The 19,923-nt window shown below is 69.3% G+C and carries 18 protein-coding genes and 1 riboswitch; of the genes, 12 read left to right on the forward strand and 6 right to left on the reverse strand.

The features are described 5' to 3' along the window. Nucleotides 1-15: 15 nt before the first annotated feature. From ACFQZV_RS12855 to ACFQZV_RS12885, 7 genes are all read left to right on the forward strand, one after another. Nucleotides 16-645, forward strand: coding sequence for an ABC transporter ATP-binding protein (locus tag ACFQZV_RS12855; protein ID WP_378753847.1), 630 nt, complete (start codon nt 16-18; stop codon nt 643-645). After that, the gene (locus ACFQZV_RS12860; RefSeq protein ID WP_378783338.1) at nt 642-2,129 is read left to right on the forward strand and encodes a hypothetical protein; all 1,488 of its coding nucleotides are present in this window, start codon (nt 642-644) and stop codon (nt 2,127-2,129) included. The genes ACFQZV_RS12855 and ACFQZV_RS12860 overlap by 4 nt, the downstream gene beginning before the upstream one ends. Before the next feature lie 37 nt (nt 2,130-2,166). Next, a complete protein-coding gene (locus ACFQZV_RS12865) occupies nt 2,167-2,961 on the forward strand; it encodes a transglutaminase-like domain-containing protein (RefSeq protein WP_378754185.1) in 795 nt (264 codons plus the stop codon). Between the two features lie 37 nt (nt 2,962-2,998). Continuing rightward, nucleotides 2,999-3,532, forward strand: coding sequence for a hypothetical protein (locus ACFQZV_RS12870; RefSeq protein ID WP_378754187.1), 534 nt, complete (start codon nt 2,999-3,001; stop codon nt 3,530-3,532). Nucleotides 3,533-3,680: 148 nt separating this feature from the next. Beyond that, complete coding sequence (locus ACFQZV_RS12875; protein WP_378754189.1) at nt 3,681-4,532, forward strand: ABC transporter substrate-binding protein; 852 nt, start codon at nt 3,681-3,683, stop codon at nt 4,530-4,532. After that, on the forward strand, nt 4,529-5,404 hold the full coding sequence (locus ACFQZV_RS12880; protein WP_378754191.1) for an amino acid ABC transporter permease: 876 nt from the start codon (nt 4,529-4,531) through the stop codon (nt 5,402-5,404). The genes ACFQZV_RS12875 and ACFQZV_RS12880 overlap by 4 nt, the downstream gene beginning before the upstream one ends. Beyond that, nucleotides 5,401-6,135, forward strand: coding sequence for an amino acid ABC transporter ATP-binding protein (locus tag ACFQZV_RS12885; protein WP_378754193.1), 735 nt, complete (start codon nt 5,401-5,403; stop codon nt 6,133-6,135). Before ACFQZV_RS12880 ends, ACFQZV_RS12885 begins: the two co-directional genes overlap by 4 nt. Nucleotides 6,136-6,171: 36 nt before the next feature. Here the strand turns inward: ACFQZV_RS12885 and ACFQZV_RS12890 are convergent, their stop codons facing one another. Both ACFQZV_RS12890 and glyA read right to left on the reverse strand, forming a co-directional pair. Continuing rightward, nucleotides 6,172-7,053, reverse strand: a complete 882-nt coding sequence (locus ACFQZV_RS12890; RefSeq protein ID WP_378754195.1) for a bifunctional methylenetetrahydrofolate dehydrogenase/methenyltetrahydrofolate cyclohydrolase — start codon at nt 7,051-7,053, stop codon at nt 6,172-6,174. Between the two features lie 95 nt (nt 7,054-7,148). Then, on the reverse strand, nt 7,149-8,423 hold the full coding sequence (gene glyA, locus ACFQZV_RS12895) for a serine hydroxymethyltransferase (protein ID WP_378754197.1): 1,275 nt from the start codon (nt 8,421-8,423) through the stop codon (nt 7,149-7,151). A 76-nt stretch (nt 8,424-8,499) separates the two neighbouring features. Then, nucleotides 8,500-8,584: riboswitch (ZMP/ZTP riboswitch) on the reverse strand. 104 nt (nt 8,585-8,688) lie between these two features. Here glyA and ACFQZV_RS12900 point away from each other — a divergent pair. From ACFQZV_RS12900 to ACFQZV_RS12920, 5 genes are all read left to right on the forward strand, one after another. Next, nucleotides 8,689-10,197: a beta-N-acetylhexosaminidase gene (locus ACFQZV_RS12900; RefSeq protein WP_378783339.1), complete on the forward strand. Its 1,509-nt coding sequence runs from the start codon at nt 8,689-8,691 to the stop codon at nt 10,195-10,197. After that, entirely contained in the window at nt 10,194-11,363 is a 1,170-nt protein-coding gene (gene nagA / locus ACFQZV_RS12905; protein WP_378783340.1) for an N-acetylglucosamine-6-phosphate deacetylase, read from the forward strand. The genes ACFQZV_RS12900 and nagA overlap by 4 nt, the downstream gene beginning before the upstream one ends. Before the next feature lie 479 nt (nt 11,364-11,842). Next, the gene (locus tag ACFQZV_RS12910; RefSeq protein ID WP_378783341.1) at nt 11,843-13,738 is read left to right on the forward strand and encodes a sigma-70 family RNA polymerase sigma factor; all 1,896 of its coding nucleotides are present in this window, start codon (nt 11,843-11,845) and stop codon (nt 13,736-13,738) included. 27 nt (nt 13,739-13,765) lie between these two features. After that, entirely contained in the window at nt 13,766-14,158 is a 393-nt protein-coding gene (locus tag ACFQZV_RS12915) for a YrdB family protein (RefSeq protein WP_378754074.1), read from the forward strand. After that, nucleotides 14,155-15,546 (forward strand): FAD-binding oxidoreductase, encoded by a 1,392-nt coding sequence (locus tag ACFQZV_RS12920; RefSeq protein ID WP_378754076.1) that lies wholly within the window; start codon nt 14,155-14,157, stop codon nt 15,544-15,546. The genes ACFQZV_RS12915 and ACFQZV_RS12920 overlap by 4 nt, the downstream gene beginning before the upstream one ends. Nucleotides 15,547-15,560: 14 nt before the next feature. Here the strand turns inward: ACFQZV_RS12920 and ACFQZV_RS12925 are convergent, their stop codons facing one another. The 4 genes from ACFQZV_RS12925 to ACFQZV_RS12940 all read right to left on the reverse strand — a co-directional run bounded on the left by ACFQZV_RS12925 (nt 15,561) and on the right by ACFQZV_RS12940 (nt 19,898). Further along, nucleotides 15,561-16,481: an ROK family protein gene (locus tag ACFQZV_RS12925; RefSeq protein WP_378754077.1), complete on the reverse strand. Its 921-nt coding sequence runs from the start codon at nt 16,479-16,481 to the stop codon at nt 15,561-15,563. 43 nt (nt 16,482-16,524) lie between these two features. Next, nucleotides 16,525-17,496, reverse strand: a complete 972-nt coding sequence (locus ACFQZV_RS12930) for a carbohydrate ABC transporter permease (RefSeq protein ID WP_378754079.1) — start codon at nt 17,494-17,496, stop codon at nt 16,525-16,527. Further along, nucleotides 17,493-18,458 carry a carbohydrate ABC transporter permease gene (locus ACFQZV_RS12935; protein ID WP_378754082.1) on the reverse strand — a complete coding sequence of 322 codons (966 nt, stop codon included), beginning with the start codon at nt 18,456-18,458 and terminating at the stop codon, nt 17,493-17,495. The genes ACFQZV_RS12930 and ACFQZV_RS12935 overlap by 4 nt, the downstream gene beginning before the upstream one ends. A gap of 156 nt (nt 18,459-18,614) precedes the next feature. Then, nucleotides 18,615-19,898, reverse strand: coding sequence for an extracellular solute-binding protein (locus ACFQZV_RS12940; RefSeq protein WP_378754083.1), 1,284 nt, complete (start codon nt 19,896-19,898; stop codon nt 18,615-18,617). Nucleotides 19,899-19,923 lie beyond the last annotated feature (25 nt).

Below are 19,923 nucleotides of genomic sequence, written 5' to 3' on the forward strand. Positions count from 1 at the left end.
AGAGAGGATGTCGAGATGATCGAGATCGACCGCGTCGGTGTGGCCACCGCTGATGTCACCCTGCTCGCGCCGGTTTCGGCCTCGGTGAGCGCCGGTGACGCGCTTGTCGTTCGCGGCCGAAACGGATCGGGCAAGTCGACGCTGCTGCGCACCCTGGCGGGGGCTCGCACGCCGACGAGCGGGCGCGTGTCGATCGCCGGCTCGCCCGTGGCGCCGCGAGACCCGAGCTTTCGGCGCCGCGTCGCCGCCATGATCGGGCTCCCGCCGATCGCCCCCGACCTGACGGTCTTCGACCACGTGCTCTTCGTCGCAACGACCTGGACCGATGCCGCCTCCACCGCGACCACCCGCACCGAGGCCGTGATGGCCGAACTCGGCCTCACCCCGTTCGCCGCGCGGTTCGCGCACGAGCTGTCGTCCGGACAAACGCAGCTGTTCGCCCTGGCGCTCGTGCTGGTGCGGCCCTTCGATGTGCTGCTGCTCGACGAACCCGAACAACGCCTCGACCCCGAGCACATCGACGTAATGACCAGGGCCGTGCGCGCACGCCGCGACGCCGGCGCGACGCTCGTCGTGGCCACACACAGCACGCGCGTGGCCGAACGACTCTCCGAGCGGATGCTGTGGCTTGAGAGCGCGGCATGAGCACCCGGACTGCGGCCGCCCTGCGGATCTGGCGCTCCCGCTCGCTCCGCACCGCGGGCGATCGTGCCTACGCCGGATACCTGGCACTGCTGGTGGCGCTCGTGGTCGTCTTTCCGCTCGTGCGCGCAGCCGGCGTCGCCCTGACGAGCCCGGGGGCAGTGACGATCCTGACCGCATCGGTCACCCCCGCCCACGCGGCGGTCGTTACCGCGATGCTGTGGGCGGGGGCGTTGACTCTCGGCCGGGTGCGCGGGCCTGCGCTTCGCCCACCGTTTCCGACGCGCGCCCTGGCGACGAGCGACATCTCACGCGTCGAGGCATTCGGGGGCGTGTTCGTTCGATCGGGCGCTGTTCTCACCGGCGCCGTGGCCGGGGCTGCGGGTCTCATGGGGGCGGGACTCGGCCTGAGCGGTGCGGCGGCGCCCGGCGCCGTCACCCTGTTCGTGCTCGCGGGTGCGTGCGTCGGCGCGACGGCATCGGTCGCGTGGCTCGTCGGTCAGGCCGTGCCCCGCCTTGCCGGCGCGCTCGCCCTCGCGCTCCTCACTCTCGGCCCACTGATTCTGATCGCGCCGGGCCTCCTCCCGCTTACGCCGTGGGGGTGGGCCGGCATCCTCCTTTCGAGCACCCCCGCCCCGGCCGCGCTCGCGCCGCTCGGCGCGCTCGTGGCGCTGCTCGTGGCCGCGGTGCCCGGGCTGCTTGCCCGTCTGACTCTCGAGCGACTGAGCGTGCAGGCGATGCGGTGGGAGCGCGCCGCCGGGGAAGCCTCGATCATGGAGCTCGCATCGGCAACCGCCGTCTATCGGGCAACGCCGTCCGTCGGGCGCCGGCTCCGCGCCGTCCGGCCCGCAGCGGCCCGGTGGCGCGTGTTCCTCGCCCGCGATACCGTCGGCGCCGCACGCACGCCGGTGCGCCTGGCCGCCGGCATCCTCACTCTCACCGCCGCAGGCGGCCTTCTCGCCCTCGCTGCCGCCCCGGGTCTCGGAGCGCCCCTCGGAGCCATTGCGGGCCTCTTGCTTTTCGCGGGACTCGGGCCGGTGACCGACGGCGTGCGCCATGCTGCGAACATCGCCGGCGATCTTCCGCTCTACGGCCTGTCCGACGGAAGCCTCCTCGCGCACCACTCGCTTTTTCCCCTGGTGCTGACGCTCGCGATCGTCGGGGGCGTGGCGACTGCCGGCTTCGTCAGCGCGGGATTCGGCATCGGCGCCGCGAGCGGAACGATCGTGGGCGGACTGCTCGCACTGCTCGTCCGCATCGCCCACGCGCTCAAAGGACCTCTGCCCCCCGCGCTGTTGGCGCCGATTCCCACGCCGTTCGGTGACCTCGGCGGGGCAGTCCGTCTGCTGTGGGCGGTAGACGGGATCGTGCTGTGCGCGGGAGCAGGGGTGGCGGCGAGCATCCTCGTCACCGCTCCGGTCGCGGCGATCGCCATGGGAGCGGTCATGGTCGCGATCGTGGCGCACCGCTGGCGAAACCGGCGTTGAGCGCAAATCCCCCTCGCGACTCTGCCATTCTTGAGCCATGCAGCGCGATGTCTCCAGCCGGATCGTTCTCGACGTCCGCGACACCTCCGATCTCGTCTTCGCGATCGCCCCATCACGGCACTATGCGCTCAATCACGAGCAGATGTCCGCGACGCTCGACGGCCACGAGGTCGAGGTCCACGAGCTCTCGGATGTCCACGGCACCCGACTACACCGGCTCACCGCGGAACCCGGCGGACTGATCGTCGAATACGGTGCGATGGTCTTCGGCCACGGCACCACCGCGACCGCGGGCGAGACCGACCTGCTGCGATACGCCCGGCCGAGCAGGTATGCGCCCTCGGACGAGCTCGCAGCGACCGCCGCCGCTGTCGTGGGGGCAGCGCGGGGCTTTGACGCACTGATCGCGGTGTCGTCGTGGGTGGGCACGCAGCTGTCGTATGTGCCGGGCTCGTCGGGACCGACCGACGGCGCGACGGCCACGCTGCTCAGCCGCAAGGGCGTGTGCCGCGACTATGCGCACCTGTGCGTCGCGCTGTTGCGCGGTGTCGGCATCCCCGCACGCCTGGTCGCGGTCTACGCGCCGGGGCTTGACCCGATGGACTTCCACGCCGTCGCCGAGGCCTGGATCGACGGCGCATGGTGCGTCGTGGATGCGACGACACTCGCACCGCGGTCGACGCTCGTGCGTATCTCCACAGGGCGGGATGCCGCAGACACCGCATTCCTGACCACGGTCTCGGGTCGCGCAAACCTGACCGAGATGACCGTGTCGGCGACCGCGGACGACCTCCCGAGTGACGACCTCGACCGCCCCGCGTCGATCTCGTGAGTTCCGCGCCGTCCGCCGGTCGTGGGAAGCTGATGCCATGAAGGCCTGGGTCGTCCGGTTCGCGTCGCTGTTGGTGTTCAACGTCGTCGTGCTGCTGCTCATCGGCTGGCTCACCCCGGCGCGGGTCGGCTGGTCGGCGCTGTGGGCGGGGATCGTGCTGACGGCACTGGTGCTGTGGGTGAAGCCGCTCGTGGCGAAGATGTTCCGCGGACTGGCCGAACCGAAAAGCCGCCCGCGTGGCAAGTTCATGGAGTGGCTGGTCGGGCTCGCCGTCACCGCGGGCGTCGCGGTCGTGGTGTGGGTCGTCACCGTGCTGCTGTCGGGCGTGCAGGTCGGCAACTGGTTCTGGGGGTACATCCTGCCCCCGTTGATCCTGATGATCGGTTGGGGCGTGTACTCGCTCATCGACGACAAACTCGAGACGCAGGCCGGCGCGATCTACGACAAGGCCACGGGCAAGGATGCGGCACCGGTCGCCGCACCGGAGACCACGTCACCGGCCCCGTCGAAGGACCACTACGACGGGCTGACGGCCGAGCAGCGCAGGATGCTCGACGATCTGAGGACGTAACGCGAGCACCGGCCGGATGACCCTCGCGACGCGGCGAGGGTCTAATATTGGCCTGGGTTCAAATATCATCCGGCCTTGCGCGAACAGACATCCGCCGCTCGATCATGTCGCCGTGAACCCGCACCACAGCCCGCACCCTGGAGGCCCCATGTTCCGTCCTGTCCTGCTGCGCTCGGCCGTCGCCGCGCTCGCCGTCGCCACCTTGGCGCTCACCGGCTGCACCACCGGAACCGACAACGCGGACGCGGAACAAACCGGTTCGACCGACGAGGGCTACCTCACCCCGGGGACGCTGACCATCGCCACCGGCGACATCGCCTACTACCCGTACGTCATCGACGACGACCCCTCCTCGGGCGAGGGGTTCGAGGCGGCGATCGCCTATGCCGTGGCGGCCGAACTCGGGTTCGAGCCCGAAGACGTCGCTTGGACCCGCACGAGCTTCGAAGCCGCCATCGCCCCCGGTCCGAAGGACTTCGACTTCAACATCCAGCAGTACACGATCACCGACGAGCGCGCGCAGGCGGTCGACTTCTCGGCGCCGTACTACTCGGCCAGTCAGGCTGTCGTCGCCATCGAGGGCGGCGCAGCCGACGGCGTCGACTCGATCGAGGGCCTCAAGGGCCTGCGCATCGGCGCGATGGCCGGGTCTACGTCCGCGCAGACCCTCGAAGAGGTCGTCGCCCCGGATGTCACGCCGTCGCTCTTCAGCTCCAACGAAGATGTGACCGCCGCGCTGAGCGCCGGACAGATCGATGCGTTCGTCATCGACCTGCCCACGGCGTATCTCGCGACGGAGGTGTACATCGAAGACTCGTTCATCATCGGAGAGCTGCCCGCCGGCGGCGTGCCCGACGAATGGGGCATCGTGCTGGCGAAAGACTCACCGCTCACCGACCGGGTGAGCGCGGCGATCGAGACGCTTCGTGCCGACGGCACGCTCGCGGCGATCACCGACGAGTGGCTGGGATCCGGCCAGGGCGTCACACTGTTGCAGTGACATCCGACCTCACCTCGACAGGCGGTGCGCGCGGGCACATCCCGAGCGCACTCGAGCAGGATCGGCGGGCGTTCCGCACGCGGCAGTCCCGCCGGTCCGTACTCGTGGCGATCGCCTCGTCGGTCGCGTTCGCGCTCATCGTCTGGCTGACGATGGTCTCCACCCCCGGATGGACGGCGGTGCAGGGCGCGTTCTTCGACCCGACCATCGCCTGGGAGGCGCTCCCCCGCGTGTGGGACGGATTCCTCCTGAACCTCCAGGTGCTCGCGCTGTCGGTCGTCACCGTCGCCGTCGCGGCGGTCATCATCGCCGTCGCGCGCACCCTGCCCGGCCCGGTGTTCTTCCCGCTGCGCGTGCTCGCGGCCGCCTACACCGACATCTTCCGCGGGCTGCCGTTCATCATCGTGCTCTACCTCGTCGGGTTCGGCATCCCCACCCTGGTCGGCACCTACATGCCCGCGATCCTCCTCGGAACGCTCGCCGTCACACTCACCTACTCGGCGTACGTCGCCGAGGTGATCCGCGCGGGCATCGAAGCCGTGCACCCCTCACAGCGTCTGGCCGCGCGCGCCCTCGGGCTCGGATACACCCAGACGCTTCGACGTGTCGTCATGCCGCAGGCGTTGCGCAAGATCACGCCGCCGCTCATGAACGACTTCGTGGCGATGCAGAAGGACGTCGGGCTCATCTCGATCCTCGGCGCCGCCGACGCGGTCCTCGCCGCCAAGATCGAAGCGTCGCAGACCTACAACTTCACGCCCTACATCGTGGCCGGCATCCTGTTCATCCTTCTGGCGATCCCGACGATCCGCCTCACCGACTGGTACACAGACCGGCTGCGGCGCCGCGAGCAGACGGGATCACTGATATGACTACCGTCCTCGAAGCCACCGACCTGTGGAAGTCCTTCGACGATCACGCGGTCCTCCGCGGGATCTCGTTCGAGCTTGCCCGCAACGAGGTGGTCGCCGTCATCGGACCGAGCGGTTCGGGCAAGTCCACGCTCCTGCGGTGTCTGAACCTTCTCGAGCCGATCGACGACGGCGTCATCCGCCTCGGTGGCGACGACATTTCCGATCCTCGCGTCGACGCCAACCGCGTGCGCGCCCGGTTCGGCATCGTCTTCCAGCACTACAACCTCTTCCCGCATCTGTCGGTGCTCGACAATGTGACACTCGCCTCGCGCGTGGTCGGGCGGATGTCGCGGAGGGATGCCGATGCCCGCGGCGTGGATCTCCTCGCGCGCGTCGGACTCGCCGACAAGGCCCACGATCATCCCGACCGACTTTCCGGCGGGCAGCAGCAACGCGTGGCGATCGCGCGCGCGATCGCCACGGACCCCGAGGTCATCCTTCTCGACGAGATCACCTCTGCCCTCGACCCCGAGCTCGTCGGCGAGGTGCTGGAACTCGTCCGCACTCTCGCCGTCGACGGTGCGACGATCCTCATGGCCACACACGAGATGGCATTCGCCCGCGACGTCGCGACGCGCGTGCTGTTCCTCGACGGCGGGATCGTCGTCGAGGAGGGCCCACCATCTCAGGTGTTCGGTGCTCCACGCGAAGCGCGCACACGCGAATTCCTCGCGCGCTTCACGGCGTAGACGGACTCCGACCCGAGCGAGGCCGCCGACCGAGCGTCAAACCAAGGATCGCTCGGCCGCCTCGACGACGTTCGTCATGAGCAGCGCCACCGTCATCGGCCCCACTCCGCCCGGGTTGGGAGAGAGGTATCCGGCGACCTCGGCGACGTCCGGATGGACATCACCGTGCACGCGGTTCTTGCCTGTCTCGGGGTCGACCTCGCGCGTGACGCCGACATCGAGCACTGCCGCTCCTGGCCGCACGTGCTCGGGCCGGACGATGTGCTTCACCCCCGCCGCGGCGACGATGACGTCCGCCTGCGCCAGGTGCGCGCCGAGGTCGGTCGTGCCGGTATGGGTGAGGGTGACGGTCGCGTTGTACTCGCGTCGCGTGAGTAGGAGACCGATCGAACGACCGATCGTCACACCACGCCCGACGACGACGACGTGCGTGCCGGCGAGGTCGTAGCCGTTGCGCACGAGCAACTCGATGACGCCCCGCGGCGTGCACGGCAGCGGCGAGGTGATCGGCGTGTTGACGTTGAGCACGAGGCGCCCGAGGTTGGTCGGGTGCAGCCCGTCGGCATCCTTCGCCGGGTCGATCCGCTCGAGGATCGCGTCGGTGTCGATGTGGCGCGGCAGCGGAAGCTGCACGATGTAGCCGTGGCAGGTGTCGTCGGCGTTCAGTTCGTCGATCACCGCTTCGACGTCGGCCTGCGACGCGTCGGCGGGCAGCTCGACCTGGATCGAGTTCATGCCGATCGCCTCGGACTCGCGGTGTTTCATCCCGACGTACAGCTGCGAGGCGGGATCGGCCCCGACGAGCACGGTCGCGATTCCGGGAACGACGCCCTTCTCGGCGAGCGCGGCGACGCGCTCCCGCAACTCGGCCTTGATCTCGGCGGCCGCGGCTTTGCCGTCCAACTTCTGCGCGGTCATACCGCTCCTCTCAGATCGAGAATCGCTCTCGGTCGCGAGAATCGCCCGAGGCAGATTCTCGCCGTCGAAAGCAATTCTCGCGGTGCAGGGGGCCTCTACTGGGCGAGGTCGGGGTAAAGCGGGAAGGCCGCCGTCAACGCCGCGACGCGCGTGCGCAACGCCTCGACGTCTGCGCCGGGCAGGAGCGCCAAGGCGATGATGTCGGCCACCTCGGCGAACTCGGCGTCGCCGAATCCGCGCGTCGCGAGGGCGGGTGTGCCGATCCGAAGCCCCGAGGTCACCATCGGCGGGCGTGGGTCATTGGGCACCGCGTTGCGGTTGACGGTGATGTGGATCTCGTGCAGCAGGTCTTCTGCCTGCTTGCCATCGATCGCCGCGTCACGGAGGTCGACGAGCACGAGGTGCACGTCGGTTCCACCCGAGCGCACCGAGATGCCGGCCTCGGCGACGTCGGCACGCGAGAGGCGGTCGGCGATGAGCGCGGCGCCGCGGACGACGCGCTCCTGGCGCTCGCGGAACTCGGGGGTACCGGCGAGCTTGAACGCCGTCGCCTTGGCGGCGATGACGTGCATGAGGGGGCCGCCCTGCTGGCCTGGGAAGACCGCCGTGTTGATCTTCTTGGCGATATCGGCGTCGTTGGTGAGGATGAACCCCGAGCGCGGTCCGCCGATCGTCTTGTGCACGGTCGACGAGACGACGTGGGCGTGCGGCACCGGATTCGGGTGCAGACCTGCCGCGACCAGCCCGGCGAAGTGGGCCATGTCGACCCAGAGGGTCGCGCCGACCTCGTCGGCGATCGCGCGGAACGCGGCGAAATCGAGCTGACGCGGGTAGGCCGACCATCCCGCGATGATGACCTTCGGCTTGTGTTCGAGGGCGAGGCGACGCACCTCGTCCATGTCGATGACCGAGGTCTCAGGGTCGACACCGTAGGCGACGATGTCGTAGAGGCGGCCTGAGAAGTTAATCTTCATGCCGTGGGTGAGGTGCCCACCCTGATCGAGCGAGAGTCCGAGCAGCGTGTCACCGGGACGGGCGATCGCGTGCAGCACGGCCGCGTTGGCGGTCGCTCCGGAATGCGGCTGCACGTTGGCGAATTCGGCACCGAAGAGCTCTTTCGCACGCTGGATCGCGAGCTCTTCGGCGACGTCGACTTCTTCGCACCCGCCGTAGTAGCGGCGACCGGGGTAACCCTCGGCGTACTTGTTCGTGAGCACCGAGCCCTGCGACTGCAGGATCGAGACCGGAACGAAGTTCTCGGAGGCGATCATCTCGAGATACCCGCGCTGACGCTCGAGCTCACGCTCGAGCACCTGGGCGATCTCGGGGTCGACCTCGGCGAGCGGGGCGTTGAAGAACTGATCGGTCATTCGATCTCCTGACTGCGGCTCCTGGGCTGCGTACGCAGACCGGCGGTTGAGAAAGTCCGCGTCTGCGGACGAATCGAAACCCGACCCAGGCGAGCGGTCGAATGCCGTAGTCAGCCGCTCCCCGGTGGTGTCCCACCTCAACGCCAGTCGCGACGCTCCGAGCATATCGGAGCGACGACCGATACAGTGGTCCGAGGTTTTTGTTAGGACGCTTTACTTGAACACGGGTGACGTCGCGCGCGCCACCCACCACAATGGAGGCACCGTGACCGCTCCTCTCGTCCCCCTTCCGGCCGTCGTCCAGACGGCGGATGCCGCGGGCTTCCACCTCGTCCCGACGACCACGGTCTCGGGCCCCGGCGATGCCCGTGCCGCCCTCGCCGAGGTGGTTCGGCGGCGCACCGGGATCACGCTCACCACCGCCTCGGATGCCGACATCGTCCTCGACATCGAGCCGGGCGGCGCTCCCGAGAGCTATCGCCTGCGGGTGGATGCGGCATCCGTCAGCATCGTCGGAGCGGACGCCGCCGGCCTCTTCTACGGCATGCAGACGCTCGCGCAGCTGATCACCCACGACACCGGCGATTGGTCGATCCCCGCCGCACGCATCGACGACGCCCCCCGGTTCGGGTACCGCGGCGTGATGCTCGACGTCGCGCGACACTTCCAGCCCGTCGCCACGGTCTTCGCGTTCATCGATCGCGCGGCGAGCCTGAAGTTCAACATGCTCCATCTGCACCTCACCGACGACCAGGGATGGCGCCTGCAGATGGACTCGCGTCCGCTCCTGACCGAACGGGCGAGTTCGACGTCGGTGGGCGGTGATGCGGGCGGGTTCTACACGAAGGCCGACTACCGGGCGATCGTGGAGTATGCCGCAGAGCGCCATATGACGGTCGTTCCCGAAGTCGATCTTCCGGGCCACACGCACGCCGTCGGCGTCGCCTACCCCGATATCGCCGAACCTCCCGTCATGACCGACGAGATCCGCGACGCCATCGCACAGTTCGGCGGCGAGGATCCGCGGGCGGCCGTGCCGTACGAAGGCCTCGCGGTCGGCTTCTCGTCGCTGCGCATCCGCGACGAGCGCACCTATGAGTTCGTCGCAGACGTGCTCGGCGAGCTCGCCGCGCTCACCCCCGGCCCCTACCTGCACATCGGTGGCGACGAAGCGCTCGGGACGGCTGCGGGGGACTACGCCGACTTCATGGAACGAGCGACGCAGATCGTCGACGCCCTCGGCAAGACCCCGCTCACGTGGCACGAGGCGGGCGCAGTCGACGACCTGCACGATGCGACCGTGGGACAGTACTGGGGGTTCGTCTCCCCCACTGACGGCATGGACGAGCGGGCGCGACGCTTCGTGCGCAACGGCTCGCGGGTCATCCTCTCTCCGGCGGACGCGGTCTATCTCGACATGAAACCGACCGCGGATGCCGATCTCGGCCTCACGTGGGCGAACGGTCCGACGAGCGTCGAGCGCGCCTACCGTTGGGAACCGACCGCCGTCATCGACGGCATCGGCGAAGACGACATCCTGGGCATCGAGGCGGCTCTGTGGACCGAGACGATCCGCGACCTGGCGGATCTCGACCGCATGGCATTCCCCCGGATCGCTGCCGCCGCAGAAGCGTCGTGGTCCCCGCGCGACGGCGCGGATCGCACCTGGACGTGCTTCCGCGAGCGAGTGGGCGGACTCGCCCCGCTGTGGCACAGCCTCGGGATCGGGTTCGACGAGTCCGCGGAGATTCCGTGGCAGAAGGGACGCCCATGACCACGATCATCCACTCGGCGCGACTCGTCGACGGAGGCGTCGAGCGCCCGAACGCGTGGGTCGCGTTCGACGACGGTCACGTGATCGGCACGGGCGACGCCGATGCGTGGCAGGCGTTCGCGCGCGACGGTGACACGATCATCGACGCCGTCGCGGTCGCGGGGAACGGTGCGATCCTGACGCCCGGCTTCATCGACCTGCACGGCCACGGCGGCGGCACCCATTCGCACGAAGACGGCGCCGAGGCGATCCTGGCGTCGCGGGCGTTCCACCGCGCACATGGCACCACGCGTGCGCTCATCTCACTCGTCACCGCGGACATCGACGATCTGGCGGAACGCGCGGCCGTCGTCGCCGACCTCGTCGACTCCTCCCCCGATATTCTCGGCACGCACCTGGAAGGCCCGTTCCTGGACCCGGGCCACAAGGGAGCGCACGACCCATCCTTGTTGCGGCATCCTGACGGCGATCTCGTCCGGAGACTCCTCGATGCCGGACGTGGCACCGTCCGCCAGGTCACCCTCGCTCCCGAACTTCCGGGCGGAATCGACGCCGTGCGCGCGATCGCCGCATCCGGCGCCGTCGCGGCGGTGGGTCACACGAACGCCGACGCGGCGACGACCGCAGCCGCCTTCGATGCCGGCGCACGTCTGCTGACGCACGCGTTCAACGCCATGCCGCCCCTGCATCACCGCATGCCGGGGCCGGTGGCGGCCGCCACGGCCGACCCTCGTGTCACGCTCGAGCTGATCGCCGACGGCGTGCACCTCGATCCCGAAGTGATCCGGATCGCGTTCGCCGCCGCGCCCGGGCGCGTGGCCCTCGTCACCGACGCGATGGCCGCCGCCGGTGCTGCCGACGGCCGATACGAGCTCGGTCCGCTCGCCGTGGACGTCGTCGATGGGGTGGCGCGCCTGGTCGACGGCGGCGCGATCGCCGGCTCGACGCTCACACAGGACGTCGCGCTTCGCGTCGCGACGCAGGCCGGAGTCGCGTTGCCCGATGCCGTCACGGCGTTGACGGCGACACCGGCACGGGTCCTGGGGCGCGAAGATCTCGGCGCGCTCGAACCCGACCGTCTGGCGGATGCGGTGCTGCTCACCGCGGACTACGAGGTGCGCGCGGTGTGGGTGGGCGGCGCGGCCGTCGACGTCGACGTCGACTGAGGCATCACGCCCACGAAAGAAAGTGGCGGCCGCCGCACCCACCCCCTGGTGCAGCGGCCGCAAAGCCCCCTCGGCTGAGCGTCGGCGGGGTTCGGAGAACCCTCCCCCGAGTTTTCTCCGAACCCGCCACCGGCGCATCGGAGTTCTGGCGTTCCGATTCCGGCTCTCGGCTCCTGCCCCCCGACGGGAGCGCGAGCGACGTTCTCACCCCAAGAGATGGGCCCCCGCGGGGTCTATTACGCGACTTCGGAGAAATTCTTCGAAAAGTTCTGAGCAGGGATGCCGTACTCGGCCACGGACCTCCGCGCGTACGCACGCGCGGGTCGATCCTGAGTGTGAGCCGGGAGACAAACGCCGGTCGACCAGGGAGAATGGTCGAGAGTCGCGTAATGAAACGGGCCTTGCCGCGTCTCATGAGAGGATGCACGGCGCGCTGGGAGGCCCGTGTATCGACGAAAAGGCCGACTTGGGGAGTCCGAATGTCTACGCATGATGCGTCCGGCGTCACCGAACTGGGAGACGCCGACCTCGTGCTGCGTACGCGGTCCGGTGACCGCGCCGCATTCGGCGAACTCTGGCGCCGGCACTATCGGTCGGGAGTGACGGTCGCCCGCTCGGTGTCGTCGAGTCTTGACCCGGACGACCTCGTCCAGGAGGCCTACACCCGCATCTATCAGTCGATCCAGAAGGGCGGCGGGCCCACCGGTTCGTTCCGCGCCTACCTCTTCACATCGATCCGCAACACCGCGGCCGGGTGGGGACGTGCGCGGAAAGAAACAGCCATCGACGTCCTCGACACCGTCGAAGACCCCGCCACGAGCGAGGAGGCCACGGACGAGGCCCTCGACCGGAGCTTGACCCATCAGGCATTCCGCAGCCTGCCGACACGCTGGCAGGAGGTGTTGTGGTACTCGGAGATCGAAGGCATGAAGCCCTCCGAGATCGCCCCCCTCCTCGGCATGAAGGCCACGGCGGTCGCGCAGCTCACCTTCCGCGCCCGCGAGGGGTTGCGTGAGGCCTGGATCCAAGCGCACCTGCGCTCGGTCGAAGACGGCTCCGCCTGCCAGTGGACGATCGAACGACTCGGCGCCTATGCGCGCGAGAACCTCGGACGCCGCGATCTCGGCAAGGTCGACACGCACCTCGCAGAGTGCGCCCGCTGCGCGATCGTGGCCGGTGAAGCCAAAGAGGTCGGCAGCAGACTCGCCCTCGTCCTCTTGCCTCTCACGGTCGGCGCCGCCGGCGCGGGCGCCTATCTCGCGTCGCTCCAGGGCGGCGGGATGCCGCTCGTGGCGATGGCCGCGATGCCGTCCGCCGTCGTCGACGGCGCGGTGGCGGTGTCGCCCGGCGGCGGCGCGGCATTCGTGCCCGTCGACCCCGCAGGCACGGTCGGGTCGGTCGCCGGCTCGGGATCGTCCACGGCCGGGTCCGCCTCGGCCGCCGCGTCCGGCACGGGATCGGCCTCGGCCGGCGGCGCAGCCGCCGCGGGCGCCGGTGCGACCGTCGCGGCATCCGGCGGTCTGTTGTCCGGCGTCGGCGCGGTGGTGGGCCTGGCCGCGGCCGGGGTCGTCGTCGTCGGGTCGGTGGTCGCCGCCGCGGTCGTCCTCCCCGGAACGACGCCGCCGGCGGTCGAGGCCGAAGGAGTCTCGATCGTCGAGCCCGCGCCGGAGGCGCCCGCACCGCTCCCGGCCCCGACATCGACGTCGACGGCAACTCCTGCCGCGGCGCCGACGCAGCCCCCCGCCCCCGAGGTGACCTCCGAGCCGCCGACCGATGCCGCGCCGAGCGCACCCGCTGCACCGGCGCCGAGCGCGAGCCCGGTGCCGACGGTTGCCCCGACCGCGGCGCCGACGCCTGTGCCGACCACGACACCGACGCCGGTACCGACGGCAACGCCGAGCCCGGAGCCGACGAGCACGCCGACCCTTGCGCCGTCGCCCACTCCCACGCCGACTGCGACGCCCACGGCGACTCCCACCCCGGCGCCGACGACGACCCCGACACCGACTCCCACGCCCACGCCGCGGCCCACCGAGCCTGAGCTTCCCGCCGGCTCGCCGACGGTCGGTGGCGCGACCGCGGTGTTCGACGGCTCGCGCCTGACGGTGACCGTCGGGGTGAACGGAACGCCCGGCGCGAGCGTCGACGTCGTGTTCGCGGGCAGTTCGCGCGGAACCGTCACCCTCGACGGGTCCGGCTCCGCCACCGTCGTCCTGCGGCCGACACTCGCCGACGTCATCTTCGACGCGCGACTGCGCATCCGCTTCATCGCCGGCACCTCGGCGGGCCCCGATGCGTCCTACCGCCTGAGTGACCTCGTGGGCCTTGAGGAGATCCTCGACGCCTGGGATGCCTCCCAGGCCACGACGGAGTGACCCCCGCCGCGATCTAGACTGGAGGCCATGTCCGACCATGTGAACGTCACGCCTCACAAGCCCGCCGAGCCCGCTCCCGGGATGCGCGTACGTCCGTCGGCCATCGACATCGCCGCCTTCTTGTGCGGTCTCTTCGCGTTCGCGTCGCTCGCCCTGTGGGGATTCGTCAGCTGGCCGCTGCCGTGGAACATCGTGCTCGGCATCGGCGCACCGGTGCTCGCGATCCTCGTGTGGGCACTCTTCGTCACGCCACGGGCCGTACTCGCCGTGCACCCGTTCGTGCGCGCCGTCGTCGAGCTGCTCGTCTACGCCTCGGCGACGATAGCGTGGTGGAGCATGGACATGGCCTGGATCGGTGTCGCCTTCGGCGTGATCGCCGTGACCGTCGGTGTGATCAGCGGTCGTCGCCGCTTCGCATGAGCGAGACGCCGAGCGCGCTGACGCTGTTGCGTGCGGCGCTGGGTGACCGTGTCGACACGCGACCGTCGTCTCTGAACGCGGCGCGGGCCGACAAGTCCGGCCACGCCGCCGCAGGCACTCCTCTCGCCGTCGTGCACGCGCGGAGTGTCGCCGACGTGCAGGAAACGATGCGCATTGCCACGGCGACGGCCACGCCGGTCGTCACCCGGGGCGCGGGAACCGGTCTCGCCGGTGGCGCGAACACCGGAGGCGGGGAGATCGCCCTGTCGGTGCGCGCCCTGGACGCGGTGCTCGAGGTGCGCCCCGATGACCTCATTGCGGTCGTGGAGCCGGGAATCCTCAACGGTGATCTGAACGCGATGCTCGCCGAGCACGGGCTGTGGTGGGCGCCCGATCCCGCCAGCCGCGCGATCTCGACCGTCGGCGGCAACATCGCCACCGGCGCCGGCGGACTCCTCTGCGCGAAGTACGGCGTCGTGCGGGACGCGGTCCTCGGCATCGATCTCGTCCTCGCCGACGGACGCCTGCTGTCGCTCGGCCATCGCACGGTCAAGGGCGTCACCGGTCTTGACCTCACGTCCCTCGTCATCGGCTCCGAAGGGCTCCTCGGTGTCATCGTCGGCGCCACCCTCAAGCTGCGTCGGGTCGTCCCCGGTGAGGTCTGCACCATCACGGCGACGTTCTCCGACGTGCGCGCGGCCGCCACCGCATCCGCCGCCGTGACCGCCTCGGGGGTCCAGCCGGCGATCATGGAACTGATGGATGCCGCGAGCCTCACCGCCGTCCATTCGCTCCTGGGACTTGCCGTTCCCGTGCCGGGCACAGCGCAGCTGACGCTTCAGACCGACGGCCCCGCCGCCGCTGCCGAAGCCGCCGCGATCGACCGCGTGCTCACCGCTGCGGGCGGCACCGTCATCCGCACCGACGACCGCGATGAGGGTGAGGCCCTCCTCGCGATAAGACGATCGATGCATCCCGCCATGGAGACCCTCGGCACCGCGCTCATCGAAGACGTCGCGGTGCCGCGCAGCGCCCTCCCTGCGATGTTCGATGAGATCGCCCGCGTCGAGCGCGAGCACGAACTCGTCATCCCGACCGTTGCGCACGCGGGCGACGGCAATCTGCACCCCAACTTCGTCTTCGACGCCGAGCCCGACGCCGACGGCGTGGTCGAGGTGCCTCCGCACATCTGGGATGCGGCCGACGACCTGTTCCATGCCGCGCTACGGCTCGGCGGCACGCTCACCGGCGAACACGGTGTCGGCGTGCTGAAGCGACGGTGGCTCGCCGATGAGCTCGGCGATGATCAGTGGGAGCTCCAGCGGCAGATCGCGCGGGTCTTCGACCCGCAAGGCATTCTGAACCCCGGCAAGGTCTTCAGCGCCTGACGCGACCGCATCGGTCAGGGTCCGAAGAGCACGCCGTCGCGCGCATCGCCCACGAGCGCGGCGCCGAGCGCCGCCGCCGGCGACCCCGCCGGCAGGATCTCGAGGCGCTGAGGCAGACTCAGCGAGCGCAGGAACGCCGATTCGACCGCACTCCTGTCGAGCACCTCGGTGACATCTTCCAGAAGACGTGCTCCCAAAGTCGACACCCCGCCACCGAGCACGACCGTATCGACGTCGTCTGTCAGCACCAAGACGCGAACCGCCGAGGCGACGCCGTACGCGAGGTCACCACGCAACCGCACCGCGAGGGGATCACCCGCATCAGCGGCGTCGAAGACATCGCGAACGGGAAAGGCTCCGGGCTTCGCCCACCGCTCGGCGACCGCTCCCCCGCCGGCGAGCGCCTCGATGCAGCCGCGCTGTCCGCACCGGCAACGCGGGCCGTTCGGATCGACGGAGATGTGTCCGACCTCGCCCGCGCCGCCCCGGGTACCGCGCACGAGTTCACCGTCGCGGACGATACCCGCAGCCACGCCGGTGCCGAGGTTCAGATAAGCCATCGTGCCCTCACCGCCGTGGAGAGCCGCAGCGCCCAGCGCCGCCGCCTTGACGTCGTTCTCGACGTGGACGGGCAACTCGAGTGCGCGCCCCGCCGCGCCGGCGAGGTCGAGGTAATCGATGCCGAGGTTGACCGCGTGCGATACCGCTCCGACGACGGGATCCACCTGACCGGGAATGCCGACACCCACCGTCGAGAACGCGCTCATCGGGACACCCGCCGCGGTGGCGAGACGTCCGACGGCCTCGACGACCGTGGAGGTCACGGCATCCGGACCCCACCCCGTCGCGAGGCGGACGCGCGCACCGACGGTCCCCGCAGGATCGACCAACACGGCGTCCGTCTTCGTCCCGCCGACATCCAAGCCGACCCTCATGGGTTCGTCCCCTCGCGCGAGACGAACGATGCGTGCACGCCCATCAGCCCTTGACCGCGCCCGCGACGAGACCGCCGGTCATGCGACCCTGGACGATGAGGAAGAAGATGATGACCGGCAGCGCGATGAGGGTCGAACCCGCCATCACCGCCCCCCAGTTGACGGCTCCACCCACCGACGACGATTGGAACGCGTTGAGCCACGGCATGAGGGTGAGGTTGTACCCCTTCATCATCAGAAGAGCCATCGTGAACTCGTTCCACGCCTGGATGAACGCGAAGATACCGGTGGCGACGAGTCCGGGTGCCAGCAGCGGGAACGTCACCCGCCAGAAGGCCTGGGACTTGGTGCACCCATCGATCATGGCCGCTTCTTCGAGATCGGCCGGGACCCCGGCGACGAATCCGCGCAGTGTCCAGATCGTGAACGGAATGACCGCCGCCGTGTAGACGATCCCGAGTCCCAGGAAGGTGTTCATGAGGCGCCAGTCGTCGATCATCCCGTAGATCGTGAACATCATCGCCTCGCCGGGGATCATCTGCACGACGAGTACCGACACGATGAAGGCCCGGCGCCCCTTGAACCGGAAGCGGGCAACAGCGACCGAGGCGAGGAACGCGAAGAGCAACGTCGCAACCAGAACGCCCGCGGTGACCGTCATCGTCGCACCGAGCGCATGCGGGAAGTCCGTCTGGCCGGGTGCCGCTTCACGCGTCCAGGCCGTGATGTAGTTCGCGACGGTGAAATCCAGCGGGACGAAGCTCGGCGTACGGCTGACGATGTCGCTGTTGGGGGTGAACGACATGTTCACCATCCAATAGACGGGAAAGACACTCAGCGCGAAGACGATCGCCGCGGCGACGTTCAGCAGCGTGCGCACGGCGACCCGTCGCGGGGAGGGACGGCGGGCGCGGATACTGCGGGTGCGGGGCGCCTTCGGGCGACCGCCCTCGCCGAGCACCTCACCGACGCCCAGCGTTCCGAGCTCGGTGGCCGCGTTGACCTGGGTGCTCACAGTTCCTCCTCCTTCAGCGTGGTGCGGACGTATCCCCAGGAGAGAACGAGGAGCAGAATCACCATCGTGACCCCGATCGCCGCGGTGGCTCCGAATTCACCGACCCCTTGCCGGAAGAGGTAGGTGCCGAGAACATTGGTCTCCGAGGCCAACCCGCCTCTGCTCTGCAGCGCATAGACCTGGGTGAAGATCCGCAGATTCCAGATGATCTGCAGGACCAACACGACGGTGAGCACGCTTCGCAGGTACGGCATGACCACCAGGCGGAATCGCTGGAACCCCGTCGCACCATCGAGGGATGCCGCCTCGAGCACCTCGCCGGGCACCTGTCCGAGCGCGGCATACGTCGTGAAGGCGACGAACGGCACCGACTGCCACACGATGATGATCGTCAGCACGAAGTAGAAGGACCACGGGTTGAGCAACCACGAATGGTTGGTCCAGTCGCTCGTGCCCGTGAGGGTGTTGAGCGTCCAGTTGACCACCCCGTACTCGGTGTCGAAGATCCAGCCCCACACCACGGTCGCCGTCAACGGCGGCATCGCCCAGGCCAACAGCAGGCCTATCGAGACGACGATCCGCCACGCCCGCCCGAGGCGCGTCATCAAGACGGCGACGATGACCCCGAACGACATGTTCAGCACGGTGAGGACGACCATGAGACCGAGACTGCGCATGAGCACGGCGGGGAAATCGGACTGCGTGAACAGGTCGACGTAGTTCTCGAAGCCGACGAATTCGGGCCACGTGCCCAGTACCTTGTTCTTCACCGTGTAGTCGGTGAACGACTGGATCAGCATGAGTACGGCGGGGTAGCCGACCATCACGCCGAGGATGATGAGCGACGGGGCGAGCAGCGCTGCGGCGCCTCTCGCTTCGCGACGCGCACGCCCGCGTGTGCGGTCGGGCCCGGGACGCGCGGTGTCATCGGGAGTGACGATCGGGGTCGCTGTGGCGGTCATGTCAGCTCCTCTCGGGAGGACGTGCGGCCGGTCGCCGCGTCGATGGGTCGTGGAGCGGACCGGTCACCGGATCGGACGCAGGGCTGCACCTGAGTCCGACCGAGGGATCGGTCCCGAGCGAGGGGCTCCACCGAGGTGGAACCCCTCGCACGAGGATCACGGGTTGAGGATGGCTTCGATCTGCGCGTCGAGGTCAGCCGCGATCTGGGCGACGTCTCCGCCCTCAGCGATCTTGACGAGCGCGTCGGGGATGATCTGCGCCGCCTCGACCTCAGCCCAGTTCGGGCTCGTCGGGGTGAACTTCGAGTTCGCGAGCGCCTCAGCCTGCGCCTTCGCGACGGGGGTGTCGGGAAGGTACTGCGCGGCCGAGACGATTCCGGGCGTCAGGCCCTGCTCGGCGAGCAGCTTCTGGTACTCCTCAGAGAGCATGATCGTCAGCGCGGCCTTGGCCTTGCCGGGCGCCTCGCTCTTGGTCGCAACGGCGACGTTCGATCCACCGGCGAAGATCGGGGCGGTCTCACCCTCGGTCAGGCCGGGGAGGGCGAAGGCACCGAGGTCCTTGGCGTAGGTGTCGGGGCATCCTTCTTCGACCTCTTCACCGGCGGCCTCGTCACCCCACGGCCAGGCGCCCGTGAGGTTACCCGCGGCCCAGGCGGGGCTGGAGATGAATCCGGCCTCGCCGTCGCAGAAGGCGATGTTGGCCTGGAGTTCGTTGCCGTCGGCCGGTGCGATCGTGGCGTTCTCGTACACGTCCTGCAGCTGCTCGAGGCCCTTGAGGCTTTCTGCGCTCGAGAACTGCGCGTCCCATGTGTCGCCGTCCTGCACCGCGATCTCACCACCGTGTGCCCAGATGTAGGGCAAGGCGTTGTACCAGTCCTTACCGGGGGCGTAGATGCCCGAGACGGTGTCGGTGGTCATCGCGACGCCCTCGGCGACATAGTCATCGAGTGTCGCCGGGACCTCGTCGACCATCATCGGGCTGTAGAACACGACACGTCCGCCGGCATAGTAGGGCGCTGCGTACAGTGCGCCTTCGTAGGTGCCGGCCTCGACGAGCCCTCCGAGCAGGTCGTCGCCGCCCAGGTCGCCCTCGATGTCGCTGATGTCGAGGAACAGACCCGCATCCGCGAACCCGAGCGCCTGCGTGTTGCCGACCTCGACGACGTCCGGCGAGTCGTTCGACGACAATGCCGCGGTGTAGGTGTCCGACACATCCGCCCAGGTCTTCTCCTCGATGACGAGTGTCCAGCCCTCGTTCTCGGACTCGAACGTCTCGGTGAGGTAGTCTCGCGCCGTCTGCGGGGTATCCGTGCCGACGAGCCACACCGTCAGCTCACCGGTCTCCGGTTCGCTGGGAGTGGTTCCGCCACCGCCCGCGCAACCGGCGAGCACGACAGCGGAAGCGCCGACGAGCCCCAGTGCTCCGAGCTTCTTGTTCATGGTGATTCCTTCTCTTCTTGGCGTT

The organism is Microbacterium koreense (assembly GCF_042677105.1).
GTDB lineage: Bacteria > Actinomycetota > Actinomycetes > Actinomycetales > Microbacteriaceae > Microbacterium > Microbacterium koreense.